The sequence below is a fragment of the Streptomyces sp. NPDC046866 genome (genome assembly GCF_040704625.1).
Classification (GTDB): Bacteria; Actinomycetota; Actinomycetes; order Streptomycetales; family Streptomycetaceae; genus Streptomyces.
In genome coordinates this window covers 85,931-101,371 of sequence record NZ_JBEYXN010000022.1, presented here as the reverse complement: position 1 = coordinate 101,371, position 15,441 = coordinate 85,931, and the positions used below count along the sequence as shown (strand labels likewise).

General features: G+C 71.9%; 15 protein-coding genes. 14 read left to right on the top strand and 1 reads right to left on the bottom strand.

Annotated elements, in window-relative coordinates; genetic code table 11:
- Positions 1-88 precede the first annotated feature (88 nt).
- The 8 genes from aroC to nusB all read left to right on the top strand — a co-directional run bounded on the left by aroC (position 89) and on the right by nusB (position 6,444).
- Positions 89-1,273, top strand: coding sequence for a chorismate synthase (gene aroC, locus AB0953_RS27405; protein ID WP_366862232.1), 1,185 nt, complete (start codon positions 89-91; stop codon positions 1,271-1,273).
- Positions 1,270-1,788: a shikimate kinase gene (locus AB0953_RS27400; RefSeq protein WP_366862231.1), complete on the top strand. Its 519-nt coding sequence runs from the start codon at positions 1,270-1,272 to the stop codon at positions 1,786-1,788. The genes aroC and AB0953_RS27400 overlap by 4 nt, the downstream gene beginning before the upstream one ends.
- The gene (gene aroB, locus AB0953_RS27395; protein ID WP_361909123.1) at positions 1,785-2,876 is read left to right on the top strand and encodes a 3-dehydroquinate synthase; all 1,092 of its coding nucleotides are present in this window, start codon (positions 1,785-1,787) and stop codon (positions 2,874-2,876) included. Before AB0953_RS27400 ends, aroB begins: the two co-directional genes overlap by 4 nt.
- A complete protein-coding gene (gene aroQ / locus AB0953_RS27390; protein ID WP_366862230.1) occupies positions 2,873-3,313 on the top strand; it encodes a type II 3-dehydroquinate dehydratase in 441 nt (146 codons plus the stop codon). The genes aroB and aroQ overlap by 4 nt, the downstream gene beginning before the upstream one ends.
- A 91-nt stretch (positions 3,314-3,404) precedes the next feature.
- Positions 3,405-4,199, top strand: coding sequence for an AAA family ATPase (locus AB0953_RS27385; RefSeq protein WP_366862229.1), 795 nt, complete (start codon positions 3,405-3,407; stop codon positions 4,197-4,199).
- Positions 4,200-4,274: 75 nt separating this feature from the next.
- The gene (locus AB0953_RS27380; RefSeq protein ID WP_366862228.1) at positions 4,275-5,384 is read left to right on the top strand and encodes an aminopeptidase P family protein; all 1,110 of its coding nucleotides are present in this window, start codon (positions 4,275-4,277) and stop codon (positions 5,382-5,384) included.
- 59 nt (positions 5,385-5,443) lie between these two features.
- Entirely contained in the window at positions 5,444-6,010 is a 567-nt protein-coding gene (efp, locus tag AB0953_RS27375; RefSeq protein WP_366862227.1) for an elongation factor P, read from the top strand.
- 2 nt (positions 6,011-6,012) lie between these two features.
- Positions 6,013-6,444 (top strand): transcription antitermination factor NusB, encoded by a 432-nt coding sequence (gene nusB, locus AB0953_RS27370; protein WP_366862226.1) that lies wholly within the window; start codon positions 6,013-6,015, stop codon positions 6,442-6,444.
- Between the two features lie 161 nt (positions 6,445-6,605).
- Here nusB and bldD read toward each other — a convergent pair whose 3' ends face one another.
- On the bottom strand, positions 6,606-7,106 hold the full coding sequence (bldD, locus tag AB0953_RS27365) for a transcriptional regulator BldD (protein WP_030841550.1): 501 nt from the start codon (positions 7,104-7,106) through the stop codon (positions 6,606-6,608).
- A gap of 245 nt (positions 7,107-7,351) precedes the next feature.
- On the opposite strand from bldD, the gene pyrR reads away from it, so the two are divergent.
- From pyrR to carB, 6 genes are all read left to right on the top strand, one after another.
- Positions 7,352-7,957: a bifunctional pyr operon transcriptional regulator/uracil phosphoribosyltransferase PyrR gene (pyrR, locus tag AB0953_RS27360; protein WP_366862225.1), complete on the top strand. Its 606-nt coding sequence runs from the start codon at positions 7,352-7,354 to the stop codon at positions 7,955-7,957.
- 105 nt (positions 7,958-8,062) lie between these two features.
- Positions 8,063-9,055, top strand: a complete 993-nt coding sequence (locus AB0953_RS27355; protein WP_366862224.1) for an aspartate carbamoyltransferase catalytic subunit — start codon at positions 8,063-8,065, stop codon at positions 9,053-9,055.
- Between the two features lie 2 nt (positions 9,056-9,057).
- Positions 9,058-10,347, top strand: a complete 1,290-nt coding sequence (locus AB0953_RS27350) for a dihydroorotase (RefSeq protein WP_366862223.1) — start codon at positions 9,058-9,060, stop codon at positions 10,345-10,347.
- Positions 10,344-10,934: a hypothetical protein gene (locus AB0953_RS27345; RefSeq protein ID WP_366862222.1), complete on the top strand. Its 591-nt coding sequence runs from the start codon at positions 10,344-10,346 to the stop codon at positions 10,932-10,934. Before AB0953_RS27350 ends, AB0953_RS27345 begins: the two co-directional genes overlap by 4 nt.
- Positions 10,931-12,079 (top strand): glutamine-hydrolyzing carbamoyl-phosphate synthase small subunit, encoded by a 1,149-nt coding sequence (carA, locus tag AB0953_RS27340; RefSeq protein WP_366862221.1) that lies wholly within the window; start codon positions 10,931-10,933, stop codon positions 12,077-12,079. Before AB0953_RS27345 ends, carA begins: the two co-directional genes overlap by 4 nt.
- On the top strand, positions 12,072-15,380 hold the full coding sequence (gene carB / locus AB0953_RS27335) for a carbamoyl-phosphate synthase large subunit (protein WP_366862220.1): 3,309 nt from the start codon (positions 12,072-12,074) through the stop codon (positions 15,378-15,380). Before carA ends, carB begins: the two co-directional genes overlap by 8 nt.
- The last annotated feature ends 61 nt before the right edge of the window (positions 15,381-15,441 follow it).

Here is a 15,441-nt window from a genome sequence, read left to right as displayed (position 1 = left end):
CCGGACGTGGGAGGATCGGGTATGGCGGGTCCGGGCCGCGCACCCGGCCGCGCCGCCGCAGTACCAGGCGCGAGCATGAGGAGCATCGTTGAGCAGGTTGCGTTGGCTGACCGCTGGGGAATCGCACGGTCCGGCGCTGGTGGCGACGCTGGAGGGGCTTCCCGCCGGCGTTCCGGTCACCACGGAGCTGGTGGCCGACCACCTGGCGCGGCGCCGGCTGGGGTACGGCCGTGGTGCGCGGATGAAGTTCGAGCAGGACGAGGTGACCTTCCTCGGCGGCGTCCGCCACGGGCTCTCCCTCGGTTCGCCGGTGGCCGTGATGGTTGGCAACAGCGAGTGGCCGAAGTGGACGAAGGTCATGTCGGCCGACCCCGTCGACCCGGCGGAGCTGAAGGAGACCGGCCGCAACGCCCCGCTGACCCGGCCGCGCCCGGGCCACGCCGACCTGGCCGGCATGCAGAAGTACGGCTTCGACGAGGCCCGGCCGGTCCTGGAGCGCGCCAGCGCCCGGGAGACCGCCGCCCGCGTTGCCCTCGGCGCCGTGGCGCGCTCCTTCCTGAAGGAGGCCGCCGGCATCGAGATCGTCTCGCACGTGGTGGAACTCGCGGCGGCCAAGGCCCCGTACGGCGTCTACCCGACCCCGGCCGACGTGGAGAAGCTCGACGCCGACCCGGTGCGCTGCCTGGACGCGGACGCCTCGAAGGCGATGGTCGCGGAGATCGACCAGGCCCACAAGGACGGCGACACCCTCGGCGGCGTCGTCGAGGTCCTCGCCTACGGCGTGCCCGTCGGCCTCGGCTCGCACGTGCACTGGGACCGCCGCCTCGACGCCCGCCTCGCGGCGGCGCTGATGGGCATCCAGGCCATCAAGGGCGTGGAGGTCGGCGACGGCTTCGAGCTGGCCCGCGTGCCCGGCTCGCAGGCCCACGACGAGATCGTCTCCACCCCCGAGGGCATCAAGCGCACCTCCGGCCGCTCCGGCGGCACCGAGGGGGGCCTGACCACCGGCGAACTGCTGCGCGTGCGCGCGGCGATGAAGCCCATCGCGACCGTCCCGCGCGCCCTGGCCACCGTCGACGTCGCCACCGGCGAGGCGGCCGCCGCGCACCACCAGCGCTCCGACGTCTGCGCCGTGCCCGCCGCGGGCATCGTCGCCGAGGCGATGGTCGCGCTGGTCCTCGCCGACGCCGTCGTGGAGAAGTTCGGCGGCGATTCCGTCGCCGAGACCCGGCGCAACGTGCAGTCCTACCTCGACAACCTGCAGATCCGGTGACCGGTTCACCTCTGGTCGTCCTCGTCGGGCCCATGGGGTCCGGCAAGTCCACGGTGGGGGAGCTGCTGGCCCGGCGGCTCGGCGTCCCCTACCGGGACACGGACGCGGACATCGTCGCGGCGCAGGGCCGCCCGATCTCCGACATCTTCGTCGACGAGGGCGAGCCGTACTTCCGCGAGCTGGAGCGGCAGGCGGTCGCCACCGCCGTCGCCGAGCACACCGGGGTCCTCGCCCTCGGCGGCGGCGCCGTCCTGGACGCGGGCACCCGCGCCCTGCTGGCCGGCCTGCCCGTCGCCTACCTGTCGATGGACGTCGAGGAAGCCGTCCGGCGCGTGGGCCTGGGCGCCGCGCGCCCGCTGCTCGCCGTCAACCCGCGCCGCCAGTGGCGCGAGCTGATGGAGGCCCGCCGCCCCCTGTACACCGAAGTCGCGCGCGTCGAGGTACCCACCGACGAACGCACCCCCGAAGAGGTCGCCCAGGCGGTCCTCGACGCTCTGGAGTTGAAGGACGTATGACAGACCAGGTGACGCGGATCCACGTCGGCGCCAGCGCCGGCCACGACGCGTACGACGTACTGGTCGGCCGCCAACTGCTCGGCGAGCTCGGCGGCCTCATCGGTACGAAGGCCCAGCGGGTCGCCGTGATCCACCCCGAGGCGCTCGCCTCGACCGGTGAGGCGCTGCGCGACGACCTCGCCGAGCAGGGCTACGAGGCGATCGCCATCCAGGTGCCGAACGCCGAGGAGGCCAAGACGGCCGAGGTGGCCGCGTACTGCTGGAAGGCCCTCGGCCAGTCCGGCTTCACCCGCACCGACGTCATCGTCGGCGTCGGCGGCGGCGCCACCACCGACCTGGCCGGCTTCGTCGCGGCCACCTGGCTGCGCGGGGTGCGCTGGATCGCCGTGCCCACCACCGTCCTGGCGATGGTCGACGCGGCCGTCGGCGGCAAGACCGGCATCAACACGGCCGAGGGCAAGAACCTCGTCGGCTCCTTCCACCCGCCCGCCGGCGTCCTCTGCGACCTGGCGGCGCTGGAATCGCTGCCGGTCAACGACTACGTCAGCGGCCTCGCCGAGATCATCAAGGCGGGCTTCATCGCCGACCCGGCCATCCTCGACCTGATCGAGGCCGACCCGGCCGCCGCCCGCACCCCTGACGGCCCGCACACCGCCGAGCTGATCGTCCGCTCCATCCAGGTCAAGGCCGACGTGGTCTCCAGCGACCTGAAGGAGTCGGGGCTGCGGGAGATCCTGAACTACGGCCACACCCTCGCGCACGCCATCGAGAAGAACGAGCGCTACAAGTGGCGCCACGGCGCGGCCGTGTCGGTCGGCATGGTCTTCGCCGCCGAACTCGGCCGGCTCGCCGGCCGCCTCGACGACGCCACCGCCGAGCGGCACAAGCAGATCCTGGCCTCCGTCGGCCTGCCGCTGACCTACCGCGGCGACCAGTGGCCCAAGCTGCTGCAGACCATGCAGGTCGACAAGAAGTCCCGCGGCAACCTGCTGCGCTTCATCGTCCTGGACGGCCTGGCCAAGCCGACGGTGCTGGAGGGCCCCGACCCGGCCCACCTGATCGCCGCGTACGGCGAGGTGTCCGCATGAGCCGCAAGGTGCTCGTCCTGAACGGCCCCAACCTGGGCCGGCTCGGCTCGCGCGAGCCCGACGTGTACGGGGCCACCTCGTACGCGGGGCTCGTGGAGACCTGCCGGGAGCTGGGCGGGGAGCTGGGCTTCGACGTCGAGGTCCGCGAGACCAACGACGAGGGCGAGATCATCCGCTGGCTCCACGAGGCCGCCGACGGGAAGATCCCCGTGGTGATCAACCCCGGTGCCTTCACGCACTACTCCTACGGGATGCGGGACGCGGCCGCCCAGCGGACCGCCCCGCTGATCGAGGTGCACATCTCGAACCCCTACGCCCGCGAGGAGTTCCGGCACACCTCGGTCATCGCCCCGGTGGCGACCGGGACGGTGGCGGGCTTCGGCATCGGCTCCTACCGGCTGGCCCTGCGCGCCCTGGCGGAGGAAACCGCCGTCTGACGGCGCCGGGGGGCGCCGGTGGGCGCCGCTGCCTCCGCGGTCATATAACGTTCTCGCATCAGTCGGCCGGAACGAGACGGAGTGGCAGCGGATGCACCAGGGAGTCGGGGGCGCCAGCGGAGGCTGGGGCCCGCCGGGACACCAGCCGGCGGTGCCCCCGCAGCCGCCGATCCCCCCTGCGCCTGCGCAGGGGTGGCCGACGGTACCGCCGCCGGCTCCGCACGTGCCCCCGCACCTGCCGGCGCCCGGATCCGACGCGACCGGGCACATCCCGCTGCCGCCCGCCGCGGCCGCGGCGCCCGGCCACGGTCCGACCGGCGGCGGCACCGGCACCGCCGTGCTCGCCGTACTGCTGATCGGCCCGGCCGGCGCCGGCAAGACCACCGTGGCCCGGCACTGGGCGAGCACCCGCCCCGTGCCGACCGCGCACATCAGCCTCGACGACGTCCGCGAATGGGTCTGCTCCGGCTTCGCCGACCCGCAGGCCGGCTGGAACGACCACTCCGAGGCCCAGTACCGCCTGGCCCGCCGCACGTGCGGCTTCGCCGCCCGCAACTTCCTGGCCAACGGCATCTCCTGCATCCTCGACGACGCCGTCTTCCCCGACCGCCCCGTCGTGGGCCTGGGCGGCTGGAAGCGGCACGTCGGCCCCGCCCTGCTGCCCGTGGTGCTGCTGCCCGGACTGGAGATCGTCCTGGAGCGCAACGCCGAGCGCTCCGGCAACCGCCGCCTCTCCGACGAGGAGGTCGCGCGGATCCACGGCCGGATGGCCGGCTGGTACGGCTCCGGCCTGCCCATCATCGACAACTCCGACCTCGACGTGGAGGGCACCGCCCGCGCCCTGGACGAGGCCCTGGCCCGCGCGATCACCGCCCCCGCCCACTAGCCACCCCGGCCCGGCCCGGCCCCGTACGGCGGCTCCCATCAGGCCGGACGGGCCGGTCGCTCGTAGGCTCGAAGAATGTCAGACGTGTACGCGGCCCGTCGGGGCCTGCTTCGCGACCGCTGTGCCGCCGCCGGGAACGCCGCCGCACTGATCACGCGTCCGGCGAACGTCCGCTACCTCGCCGGAGGCTCCCCGCGCGGCGCCGTCCTCCTCCTCGGCCCGGACGGGGAGGACGTGCTGTTCACCGTCGGCCCGCCCAGCGGCGAGGCCGAGGAGGGCCGCCTCGACGAGCGGCTCCCCCTGAACGTGCTCCCCGTGCCCGGCGCCGACGCGGCGGTCGCCGCCGCCGACCTGGCCGGATCCGCCCGGGCCGACTCGCTCGCCGTGGAGGAGCACCACCTCACCGTCGCCCGCCACCGCGCCATCGGCTCCGTCGCGCCCGGGCTGCGCCTCGCCGACCTCGGCCATGCCGTCGAGCAGCAGCGCCTGGTCAAGGACGAGGAGGAGATCGCCTGCCTGCGGATCGCCGCCGAGATCGCCGACCAGGCCCTCGGCGAGCTGCTGGAGTCGATCCTCGTCGGGCGCACCGAACGCCACCTCGCGCTGGAGCTGGAGCGCCGGCTCGTCGACCACGGGGCGGACGGGCCGGCCTTCCCCACCTCCGTCGGCACCGGCCCCCATTCCGGCCGCTCCCGGCACCGGCCCTCCGACCGGCGCGTGGAGGAGGGCGACTTCCTGTCCGTCTGCCTCGGCGCCAACTACCGCGGCTACCGGTGCGAGATCGGCCGGACCTTCGTCATCGGCACCACCCCCGCGGACTGGCAGATCGAGCTGTACGAACTGGTCTTCGCGGCCCAGCGGGCCGGCCGCGAGGCCCTCGTGCCCGGCGCCGCCTACCGGGACGTCGACCACGCGGCGCGCTCCCTGCTCGACTCGGCCGGATACGGGGAAGCGCTGGCTCCGTGGACCGGACACGGCGTGGGCCTCGAAATCGACGAGGACCCGCAGCTTGCACCTACGGCAATGGGTAAACTGGACGCTTGCGTGCCGGTCACCGTCGAACCGGGGGTCCACCTTCCGGGCCGGGGCGGGGTCCGGATCGATGACACGCTCGTCGTACGCCCCGAGGCGGACGGCGGTCCCGAGCTACTCACCATTACGACCAAGGAGCTGCTCGCGCTGTAGTCCGGTGTGCCGGGCCGTGCGTGCACCCGCGGTCTTCCAGTGCAGGAGATTCCGCAACCGTGGCTTCCACGAACGACCTCAAGAACGGCATGGTGCTCAAGCTCGAAGGCGGCCAGCTCTGGTCCGTCGTCGAGTTCCAGCACGTCAAGCCCGGCAAGGGCCCGGCCTTCGTGCGCACCAAGCTCAAGAACGTGCTGTCCGGCAAGGTCGTCGACAAGACCTTCAACGCGGGTGTGAAGGTCGACACGGCCACCATCGACCGCCGCGACATGCAGTTCTCCTACATGGACGGCGAGTACTTCGTCTTCATGGACATGGAGACCTACGACCAGCTGCACGTCGACCGCAAGGCCGTCGGCGACGCCGCCAACTTCCTCGTCGAGGGCTTCACCGCCACCGTGGCCCGCCACGAGGGCGAGGTGCTCTACGTCGAGCTCCCCGCCGCCGTCGAGCTGACGATCGAGCACACCGACCCCGGCGTCCAGGGCGACCGCTCCACCGGCGGCACCAAGCCCGCCAAGCTGGAGACCGGCCACGAGATCCAGGTCCCGCTCTTCGTCACCACCGGCGAGAAGGTCAAGGTCGACACCCGCACCAGCGACTACCTCGGCCGGGTGAGCAGCTAACCGTGGCTGCCCGCAGCAACGCGCGCAAGCGCGCCTTCCAGATCCTGTTCGAGGCCGACCAGCGCGGGGTGCCCGTGCGGGAGGTCCTCGCGGACTGGGTCCGTCACTCGCGGTCGGACGACCGGCAGCCGCCGGTCAACGCCTTCACGATGGACCTCGTCGAGGGCTACGCCGACAAGGTGAAGCGCATCGACGACCTGATCGTGACCTACGCCGTGGACTGGGAGCTCGACCGCATGCCGGTCGCCGACCGGAACATCCTGCGGCTCGGGGCGTACGAGCTGATCTGGGTGGACGACACCCCGGACGCCGTGGCCATCGACGAGGCCGTGCAGCTGGCCAAGGAGTTCTCCACGGACGAGTCGCCCTCGTTCGTGAACGGACTGCTGGCCCGCTTCAAGGACCTGAAGCCGAGCCTGCGCCGGGGCGAGTAGCCCTGAGCGACCCGGCACGACGGAGGGCCCGCAGCGCGATCGCGCTGCGGGCCCTCCGTCGCATCCGCGGGTCTCCGGGGGAAGGAACCGGTGAGGGCCGGGAGCCACACCAGGCTCCCGGCCCTCACCGGTAACGTTTCTGCTGGTCCTGGGGCCGAGGACTACGCGTCCTCGTGCGCCACCGCCCGCCGCGCGTCGGCGTCCAGCACGCCCCAGCTGATCAGCTGCTCGGTCAGGACCGAGGGGGACTGGTCGTAGATCACGGCCAGGGTGCGCAGGTCGTCCTGGCGGATCGACAGCACCTTGCCGTTGTAGTCCCCGCGCTGGCTCTGGATCGTGGCCGCGTAGCGCTGCAGCGGGCCGGCCTTCTCGGCGGGCACGCCGGCCAGCCGCTCCAGGTCCAGGCGCAGCTTCGGCGGCGGCTCGGCGGCCCCGCCGGGGGTCGTACCCGGCAGCAGCTCCTGCACCGGCACACCGTAGAAGTCCGCCAGCTCGGCGAGGCGCTGGACGGTCACGGCGCGGTCCCCGCGCTCGTACGAACCGACCACCACGGCCTTCCACCGGCCCTGGGACTTCTCCTCGACACCGTGGAGGGAGAGGCCCTGCTGGGTGCGGATGGCGCGGAGCTTGGCCCCGAGCTGTTTGGCGTATTCGCTGGACATAACGCTCCCGGACGCTGTGACGCTGTAACTACATGGACACTGCGACTGCATAACTACGGGCGGCTCCGCCGCGCGGTCTGGTAACTCACTGTGAGGTTACGCAGCGTTACTTGGCTGCGTCAAGCCGAATGCCGTCCCACGCCCCCCGGCGACGCCCGCCCCCGATCCCCCTGGTACCGTGGACGGCGTTACAACAGACGTCCTTTAAGGTCCGTCCCGTGAGGCGGAGAAGGAGGTCCTTTTCCATGGACGCTCAGGCTGCTCAGAACGTCGGTGCTCCCGACGCCCCCGGCATCGAGGCGATGCGCCCCGTGCTCGAGGCGCAGGACATCGCGCGGGTCCTGACCCGCATCGCCCACGAGATCGTCGAACGCGCCAAGGGCGCCGACGACGTGGTGCTCCTCGGCATCCCCACCCGCGGCGTGTACCTCGCCCGCCGGCTGGCCGCCAAGCTCGAAGAGATCACCGGCACGAAGATCGCGGTCGGGTCCCTCGACATCACCATGTACCGCGACGACCTGCGGATGAAGCCGGCCCGCGCCATCGGCCGCACCGAGATCCCGGGCGACGACATCGACGGCCGCCTCGTCGTCCTCGTCGACGACGTCCTCTTCTCCGGCCGCACCATCCGCGCCGCCCTCGACGCCCTCGGCGACCTCGGCCGCCCCCGCGCCGTGCAGCTCGCCGTCCTCGTCGACCGCGGCCACCGAGAACTGCCGATCCGCGCCGACTACGTCGGCAAGAACCTCCCCACGTCGCTGCGGGAGATCGTCAAGGTCCAGCTCCAGGAGGAGGACGGCCGTGACGCCGTGCTGCTCGGCCAGCGGACCGCCACGGCAGCAGGGCTGTAGCCCGCACGCCTGCCGGGCCCCCGTGCCGGGGCCCGTGCGCACCCCTGCCTGCCCGCAGCCGGCAAGCCCTCCGCCGAAGACCTCCACCACCTACGGAGCACCCAGATGAAGCGCCACCTCATCTCGGCCGCCGACCTCACGCGCGACGACGCCGTCCTCATCCTCGACACCGCCGAGGAGATGGCCCGGGTCGCCGACCGGCCGATCAAGAAGCTGCCCACCCTGCGCGGCCGCACGATCTGCAACCTCTTCTTCGAGGACTCCACCCGCACCCGGATCTCCTTCGAGGCCGCCGAGAAGCGCCTGTCCGCAGACGTCATCAACTTCGCGGCCAAGGGTTCCTCGGTTTCCAAGGGCGAATCCCTCAAGGACACCGCCCAGACCCTGGAGGCGATGGGCGTCGACGCCGTCGTCATCCGCCACAGCGCCTCCGGCGCCCCCTATCGGCTCGCCAACTCCGGCTGGATCGACGCCCCCGTCATCAACGCCGGCGACGGCACCCACCAGCACCCCACCCAGGCCCTGCTGGACGCCTTCACCATGCGCCGCCGCCTCGTCGGCCGCGACGCCGGCCTCGGCAAGGACCTCGCCGGCCGCCGCATCACCCTCGTCGGCGACGTCCTGCACAGCCGCGTCGCCCGCTCGAACGTCGACCTGCTGCACACCCTCGGCGCCGAGGTCACCCTCGTCGCCCCGCCCACCCTCGTCCCCGTCGGCGTCGAGACCTGGCCCTGCGAGGTCTCGTACGGCCTCGACGAGGTGCTGCCCAAGTCCGACGCCGTCATGATGCTGCGTGTGCAGCGCGAACGGATGAACGCCGCGTTCTTCCCGACCGAGCGCGAGTACTCCCGCCGCTACGGGCTGGACGCCGCGCGGATGGCGAAGATGCCCGAGCACGCCATCGTGATGCATCCCGGCCCCATGGTCCGCGGCATGGAGATCACCGCCGAGGTCGCCGACTCCGACCGCTGCACGGTCGTCGAGCAGGTCGCCAACGGCGTCTCCATCCGCATGGCCGTCCTGTACCTGCTGCTCGGCGGCTCCGAGCCCGCCGTCACCACCACCCCCGCCGCCCGCACCGCCGAGGAGAACAAGTAACCATGAGCAAGATCCTTATCCGCGGCGCGAAGGTCCTCGGCGGCGAGGCGCAGGACGTCCTGATCGACGGCGAGACCATCGCCGAGGTCGGGGGCCAGCTCTCCGCCGACGGCGCCACCGTCATCGAGGCCGCCGGCCAGGTCCTCCTCCCCGGCCTCGTCGACCTCCACACCCACCTGCGCGAGCCCGGCCGCGAGGACTCCGAGACCGTCCTGACCGGCACGCGCGCGGCGGCCTCCGGCGGCTACACCGCCGTCTTCGCCATGGCGAACACCTTCCCCGTCGCCGACACCGCCGGCGTGGTCGAGCAGGTCTACCGCCTCGGCCAGGAGGCCGGCTACTGCGACGTGCAGCCCATCGGCGCCGTCACCGTCGGCCTGGAGGGCAAGAAGCTCTCCGAACTCGGCGCGATGCACGAGTCCGCCGCCCGCGTCACCGTCTTCTCCGACGACGGCAAGTGCGTCGACGACGCCGTGATCATGCGCCGCGCCCTGGAGTACGTGAAGGCCTTCGGCGGCGTCATCGCCCAGCACGCCCAGGAGCCCCGCCTGACCGAGGGCGCCCAGATGAACGAGGGCATCGTCTCCGCCGAGCTGGGCCTGGGCGGCTGGCCCGCCGTCGCCGAGGAGTCGATCATCGCCCGCGACGTCCTCCTCGCCGAGCACGTCGGCTCCCGCGTCCACATCTGCCACCTCTCCACCGCCGGCAGCGTCGAGATCGTCCGCTGGGCCAAGTCCCGCGGCATCGACGTCACCGCCGAGGTCACCCCCCACCACCTCCTCCTCACCGACGAGCTGGTCCGCTCCTACAACCCCGTCTACAAGGTCAACCCGCCGCTGCGCACCGAGCGCGACGTGATGGCCCTGCGCGAGGCGCTCGCCGACGGCACGATCGACATCGTCGCCACCGACCACGCCCCGCACCCGCACGAGGACAAGGACTGCGAGTGGGCCGCCGCCGCCATGGGCATGGTGGGCCTGGAGACCGCACTCTCCGTCGTCCAGCAGACGATGGTCGAGACCGGCCTGCTGGACTGGGCGGGCGTCGCCGAGCGCATGTCCTTCGCCCCGGCCCGGATCGGCGGCCTGTCCCACCTCCACGGACGCCCCGTCTCGGCTGGTGAACCCGCGAACCTGACCCTGGTCGATACCTCGTACCGTGGTGTGGTGGACCCCGCACACTTCGCCTCCCGCAGCCGCAACACGCCCTACGAGGGCCGCGAGCTGCCGGGACGCGTCACTCACACCTTCCTGCGGGGCCGTACAACGGTCGTGGACGGGAAGCTCGCGTGACACCTGCAGTAATCCAACTGGCCGCCGAGGCCGCCGAACGCAAGTCGGCGGAGGTGACGGACTGGGGCGCCCGCATCGCGTGGGTGATCGGCCTGCTCGTCTTCATCGCCTTCGTCTACTGGCTCATGCGGCAGGGCTGGAAATGGCGCGGAGCCCTGCAGAGCGATCTGCCCGAGCTCCCCGCCGCCCCCGGCGGCCTGCCCGAGCACCGGCTCGCCCTCACCGGCCGGTACCACGGGTCCACCACCGCCGGGCAGTGGCTCGACCGGATCGTCGCCCACGGACTGGGCGTGCGCAGCCGGGTCGAGCTCACGCTCACCGACGCGGGCCTGGAAGTGGTCCGTCCGGGTGCCAACGACTTCTTCGTACCGGCCGCACAGCTGCGCGGCGCCCGCCTCGACAAGGGAATCGCGGGCAAGGTACTCACCGAGGGCGGTCTGCTCGTCGTCACCTGGGCGCACGGCGACACGCTGATCGACTCCGGATTCCGCTCCGACCGGGCGGCCGAGCACGCCGCCTGGGTCGAGCACATCACCACTCTCGCAACACAGCACTCATCCATCACGACGGAAGGCGCCGAACGATGACGACCTCCACCAGGGGAGCAGCCAAAGCTCCCGCCGTACTCGTCCTGGAGGACGGTCGGATCTTCCGCGGCCGCGCCTACGGCGCAGTGGGGGAGACCTTCGGCGAAGCCGTCTTCTCCACCGGCATGACCGGCTACCAGGAGACCCTCACCGACCCGTCCTACCACCGGCAGGTCGTCGTGATGACCGCCCCGCACGTGGGCAACACCGGTGTCAACGACGAGGACCCCGAGTCCTCCCGCATCTGGGTCTCCGGCTACGTCGTCCGCGACCCCGCCCGCGTCCCCTCCAACTGGCGCGCCCAGCGCTCGCTGGACGAGGAGCTCGCCGCGCAGGGCGTCGTCGGCATCAGCGGCATCGACACCCGCGCCCTGACCCGCCACCTGCGCGAGCGCGGCGCCATGCGCGTCGGCATCTTCTCCGGCGAGGCCGTCGAGGGCGTCCGGGACGAGGCCCTGCTGGCCCGCGTCCAGCAGGCCCCCCAGATGAAGGGCGCCAACCTCTCCGCCGAGGTCGCCACCAAGGAGGCGTACGTCGTCCCCGCGATCGGCGAGAAGAAGTTCACCGTCGCCGCCGTCGACCTCGGCATCAAGGGCATGACCCCGCACCGCATGGCCGAGCGCGGCATCGAGGTGCACGTCCTGCCCGCCACCGCCACCGCCGAGGACATCTACGCGGTCTCCCCGGACGGCGTCTTCTTCTCCAACGGCCCCGGCGACCCGGCCACCGCCGACCACGCGGTCTCCGTCATGCAGGGCGTCCTGGAGCGCAAGACCCCGCTGTTCGGCATCTGCTTCGGCAACCAGATCCTCGGCCGCGCGCTCGGCTTCGGCACCTACAAGCTGAAGTACGGCCACCGCGGCATCAACCAGCCGGTCCAGGACCGCACCACCGGCAAGGTCGAGGTCACCGCGCACAACCACGGCTTCGCCGTCGACGCGCCCCTCGACAAGGTTTCCGAGACCCCCTACGGCCGCGCCGAGGTCTCCCACGTCTGCCTCAACGACAACGTGGTGGAGGGCCTCCAGCTGCTCGACCAGCCGGCCTTCAGCGTCCAGTACCACCCCGAGGCGGCCGCGGGCCCGCACGACGCCGCGTACCTCTTCGACCGCTTCGTTTCTCTGATGGAGGCCGAGCGTGCCTAAGCGCACCGATATCCAGTCCGTCCTGGTCATCGGCTCCGGCCCGATCGTCATCGGCCAGGCCGCCGAGTTCGACTACTCCGGTACCCAGGCCTGCCGCATCCTCAAGGCCGAGGGCCTGCGGGTCATCCTGGTGAACTCCAACCCCGCGACGATCATGACCGACCCGGAGATCGCCGACGCCACGTACGTCGAGCCGATCACCCCCGAGTTCGTCGAGAAGATCATCGCCAAGGAGCGCCCCGACGCGCTCCTGCCGACCCTCGGCGGCCAGACGGCCCTGAACACCGCCATCTCCATGCACGAGCAGGGGGTGCTGGAGAAGTACAACGTCGAGCTCATCGGCGCCAACGTCGAGGCCATCAACAAGGGCGAGGACCGCGACCTCTTCAAGGAGGTCGTGGAGCGGGTCCGCGAGAAGATCGGCCACGGCGAGTCCGCCCGCTCGGTCATCTGCCACTCCATGGACGACGTCCTCAAGGGCGTCGACACCCTCGGCGGCTACCCGGTCGTCGTGCGCCCCTCCTTCACCATGGGCGGCGCCGGCTCCGGCTTCGCCCACGACGAGGAGGAGCTGCGCCGCATCGCCGGCCAGGGCCTGACGCTCTCCCCGACCACCGAGGTGCTCCTGGAGGAGTCCATCCTCGGCTGGAAGGAGTACGAGCTCGAGCTGATGCGCGACAAGGCCGACAACGTCGTGGTCGTCTGCTCCATCGAGAACTTCGACCCGATGGGCGTCCACACCGGCGACTCGATCACCGTCGCCCCGGCGATGACGCTGACCGACCGCGAGTACCAGCGCCTGCGCGACATCGGCATCGCGATCATCCGCGAGGTCGGCGTCGACACCGGCGGCTGCAACATCCAGTTCGCGGTGAACCCGGTCGACGGCCGCATCATCGTCATCGAGATGAACCCGCGCGTCTCGCGCTCCTCGGCGCTCGCCTCCAAGGCCACCGGCTTCCCGATCGCCAAGATCGCCGCCAAGCTGGCCGTCGGCTACACGCTCGACGAGATCCCCAACGACATCACCGAGAAGACCCCGGCCTCCTTCGAGCCGACCCTCGACTACGTCGTCGTCAAGGCCCCGCGCTTCGCCTTCGAGAAGTTCCCGGTGGCCGACGCCACCCTCACCACCACCATGAAGTCGGTCGGCGAGGCCATGGCCATCGGCCGCAACTTCACCGAGGCCCTCCAGAAGGCCCTGCGCTCCCTGGAGAAGAAGGGCTCGCAGTTCGCCTTCACCGGCGAGCCGGGCGACAAGGACGAGCTGCTGGCCCTGGCGGTCCGCCCGACCGACGGCCGCATCAACACCGTCATGCAGGCCATCCGCGCCGGCGCCACCCAGGAGGAGGTGTTCGACGCCACCAAGATCGACCCGTGGTTCGTCGACCAGCTCTTCCTGATCAAGGAGATCGCCGACGAGCTCGCCGCCGCCGAGAAGCTCGACCCCGAGCTGCTCGCCGAGGCCAAGCGCCACGGCTTCTCCGACGCCCAGATCGCCGAGATCCGCGGCCTGCGCGAGGACGTCGTCCGCGAGGTCCGCCACGCCCTCGGCGTCCGCCCGGTCTACAAGACGGTCGACACCTGCGCCGCCGAGTTCGCCGCGAAGACCCCGTACTTCTACTCCTCCTACGACGAGGAGTCCGAGGTCGCGCCCCGCGAGAAGCCCGCGGTGATCATCCTGGGCTCCGGCCCGAACCGCATCGGCCAGGGCATCGAGTTCGACTACTCCTGCGTCCACGCCTCCTTCGCCCTGAGCGACGCCGGCTACGAGACCGTGATGGTCAACTGCAACCCGGAGACCGTCTCCACCGACTACGACACCTCCGACCGCCTGTACTTCGAGCCCCTCACGCTCGAGGACGTGCTGGAGATCGTCCACGCGGAGTCCCTCGCGGGCCCGATCGCCGGCGTCGTCGTCCAGCTCGGCGGCCAGACCCCGCTCGGCCTCGCCCAGGCGCTCAAGGACAACGGCGTGCCGGTCGTCGGCACCTCCCCGGAGGCCATCCACGCCGCCGAGGACCGCGGCGCCTTCGGCCGGGTCCTGGCCGAGGCCGGCCTGCCCGCCCCCAAGCACGGCACCGCGACCACCTTCGCGGGTGCGAAGGCCATCGCCGACGAGATCGGCTACCCCGTCCTCGTCCGCCCGTCCTACGTGCTCGGCGGGCGCGGCATGGAGATCGTCTACGACGAGGCGCGCCTGGAGGCGTACATCGCCGAGTCCACCGAGATCTCCCCGACCCGCCCCGTGCTGGTCGACCGCTTCCTCGACGACGCGATCGAGATCGACGTCGACGCCCTCTACGACGGCACCGAGCTCTACCTCGGCGGCGTGATGGAGCACATCGAGGAGGCCGGCATCCACTCCGGCGACTCCGCCTGCGCCCTGCCCCCGATCACCCTCGGCGGCTTCGACATCAAGCGCCTGCGCGCCTCCACCGAGGCCATCGCCAAGGGCGTCGGCGTCCGCGGCCTGATCAACATCCAGTTCGCGATGGCAGGCGACATCCTGTACGTCCTCGAGGCCAACCCGCGCGCCTCCCGCACCGTCCCCTTCACCTCGAAGGCGACCGCGGTCCCGCTCGCGAAGGCCGCCGCCCGCATCTCGCTCGGCGCCACCATCGCCGACCTGCGCGCCGAGGGCATGCTCCCGAAGACCGGCGACGGCGGCACCCTGCCCCTGGACGCGCCGATCTCCGTCAAGGAGGCCGTGATGCCGTGGTCGCGCTTCCGCGACATCCACGGCCGCGGCGTGGACACCGTCCTCGGCCCGGAGATGCGCTCCACCGGCGAGGTCATGGGCATCGACTCGGTCTTCGGCACGGCGTACGCCAAGTCGCAGGCCGGCGCCTACGGCCCGCTGCCCACCAAGGGCCGCGCGTTCATCTCCGTCGCCAACCGCGACAAGCGCTCGATGATCTTCCCGGCCCGCGAGCTCGTCGCCCACGGCTTCGAGCTGCTCGCCACCTCGGGCACCGCCGAGGTCCTGCGCCGCAACGGCATCAACGCCACCGTCGTGCGCAAGCTCAGCGAGGGCGAGGGCCCGGGCGGCGAGAAGACCATCGTCGGGCTGATCCACGACGGCCAGGTCGACCTGATCGTCAACACCCCGTACGGCACCGGCGGCCGCCTCGACGGCTACGAGATCCGCACGGCGGCGGTGGCGCGCGGCGTCCCCTGCCTGACCACGGTCCAGGCGCTCGCCGCGGCCGTCCAGGGCATCGAGGCGCTCGGCCACGGCGGCGTGGGCGTCCGCTCGCTCCAGGAGCACGCGGAGCGCCTGATCGCGGCCCGCGACTAGCAAGTCCGTACGAGGAGGGGGACACCACGAGCGCAACGCGCGGCGGTGTCCCCCTCTTCAT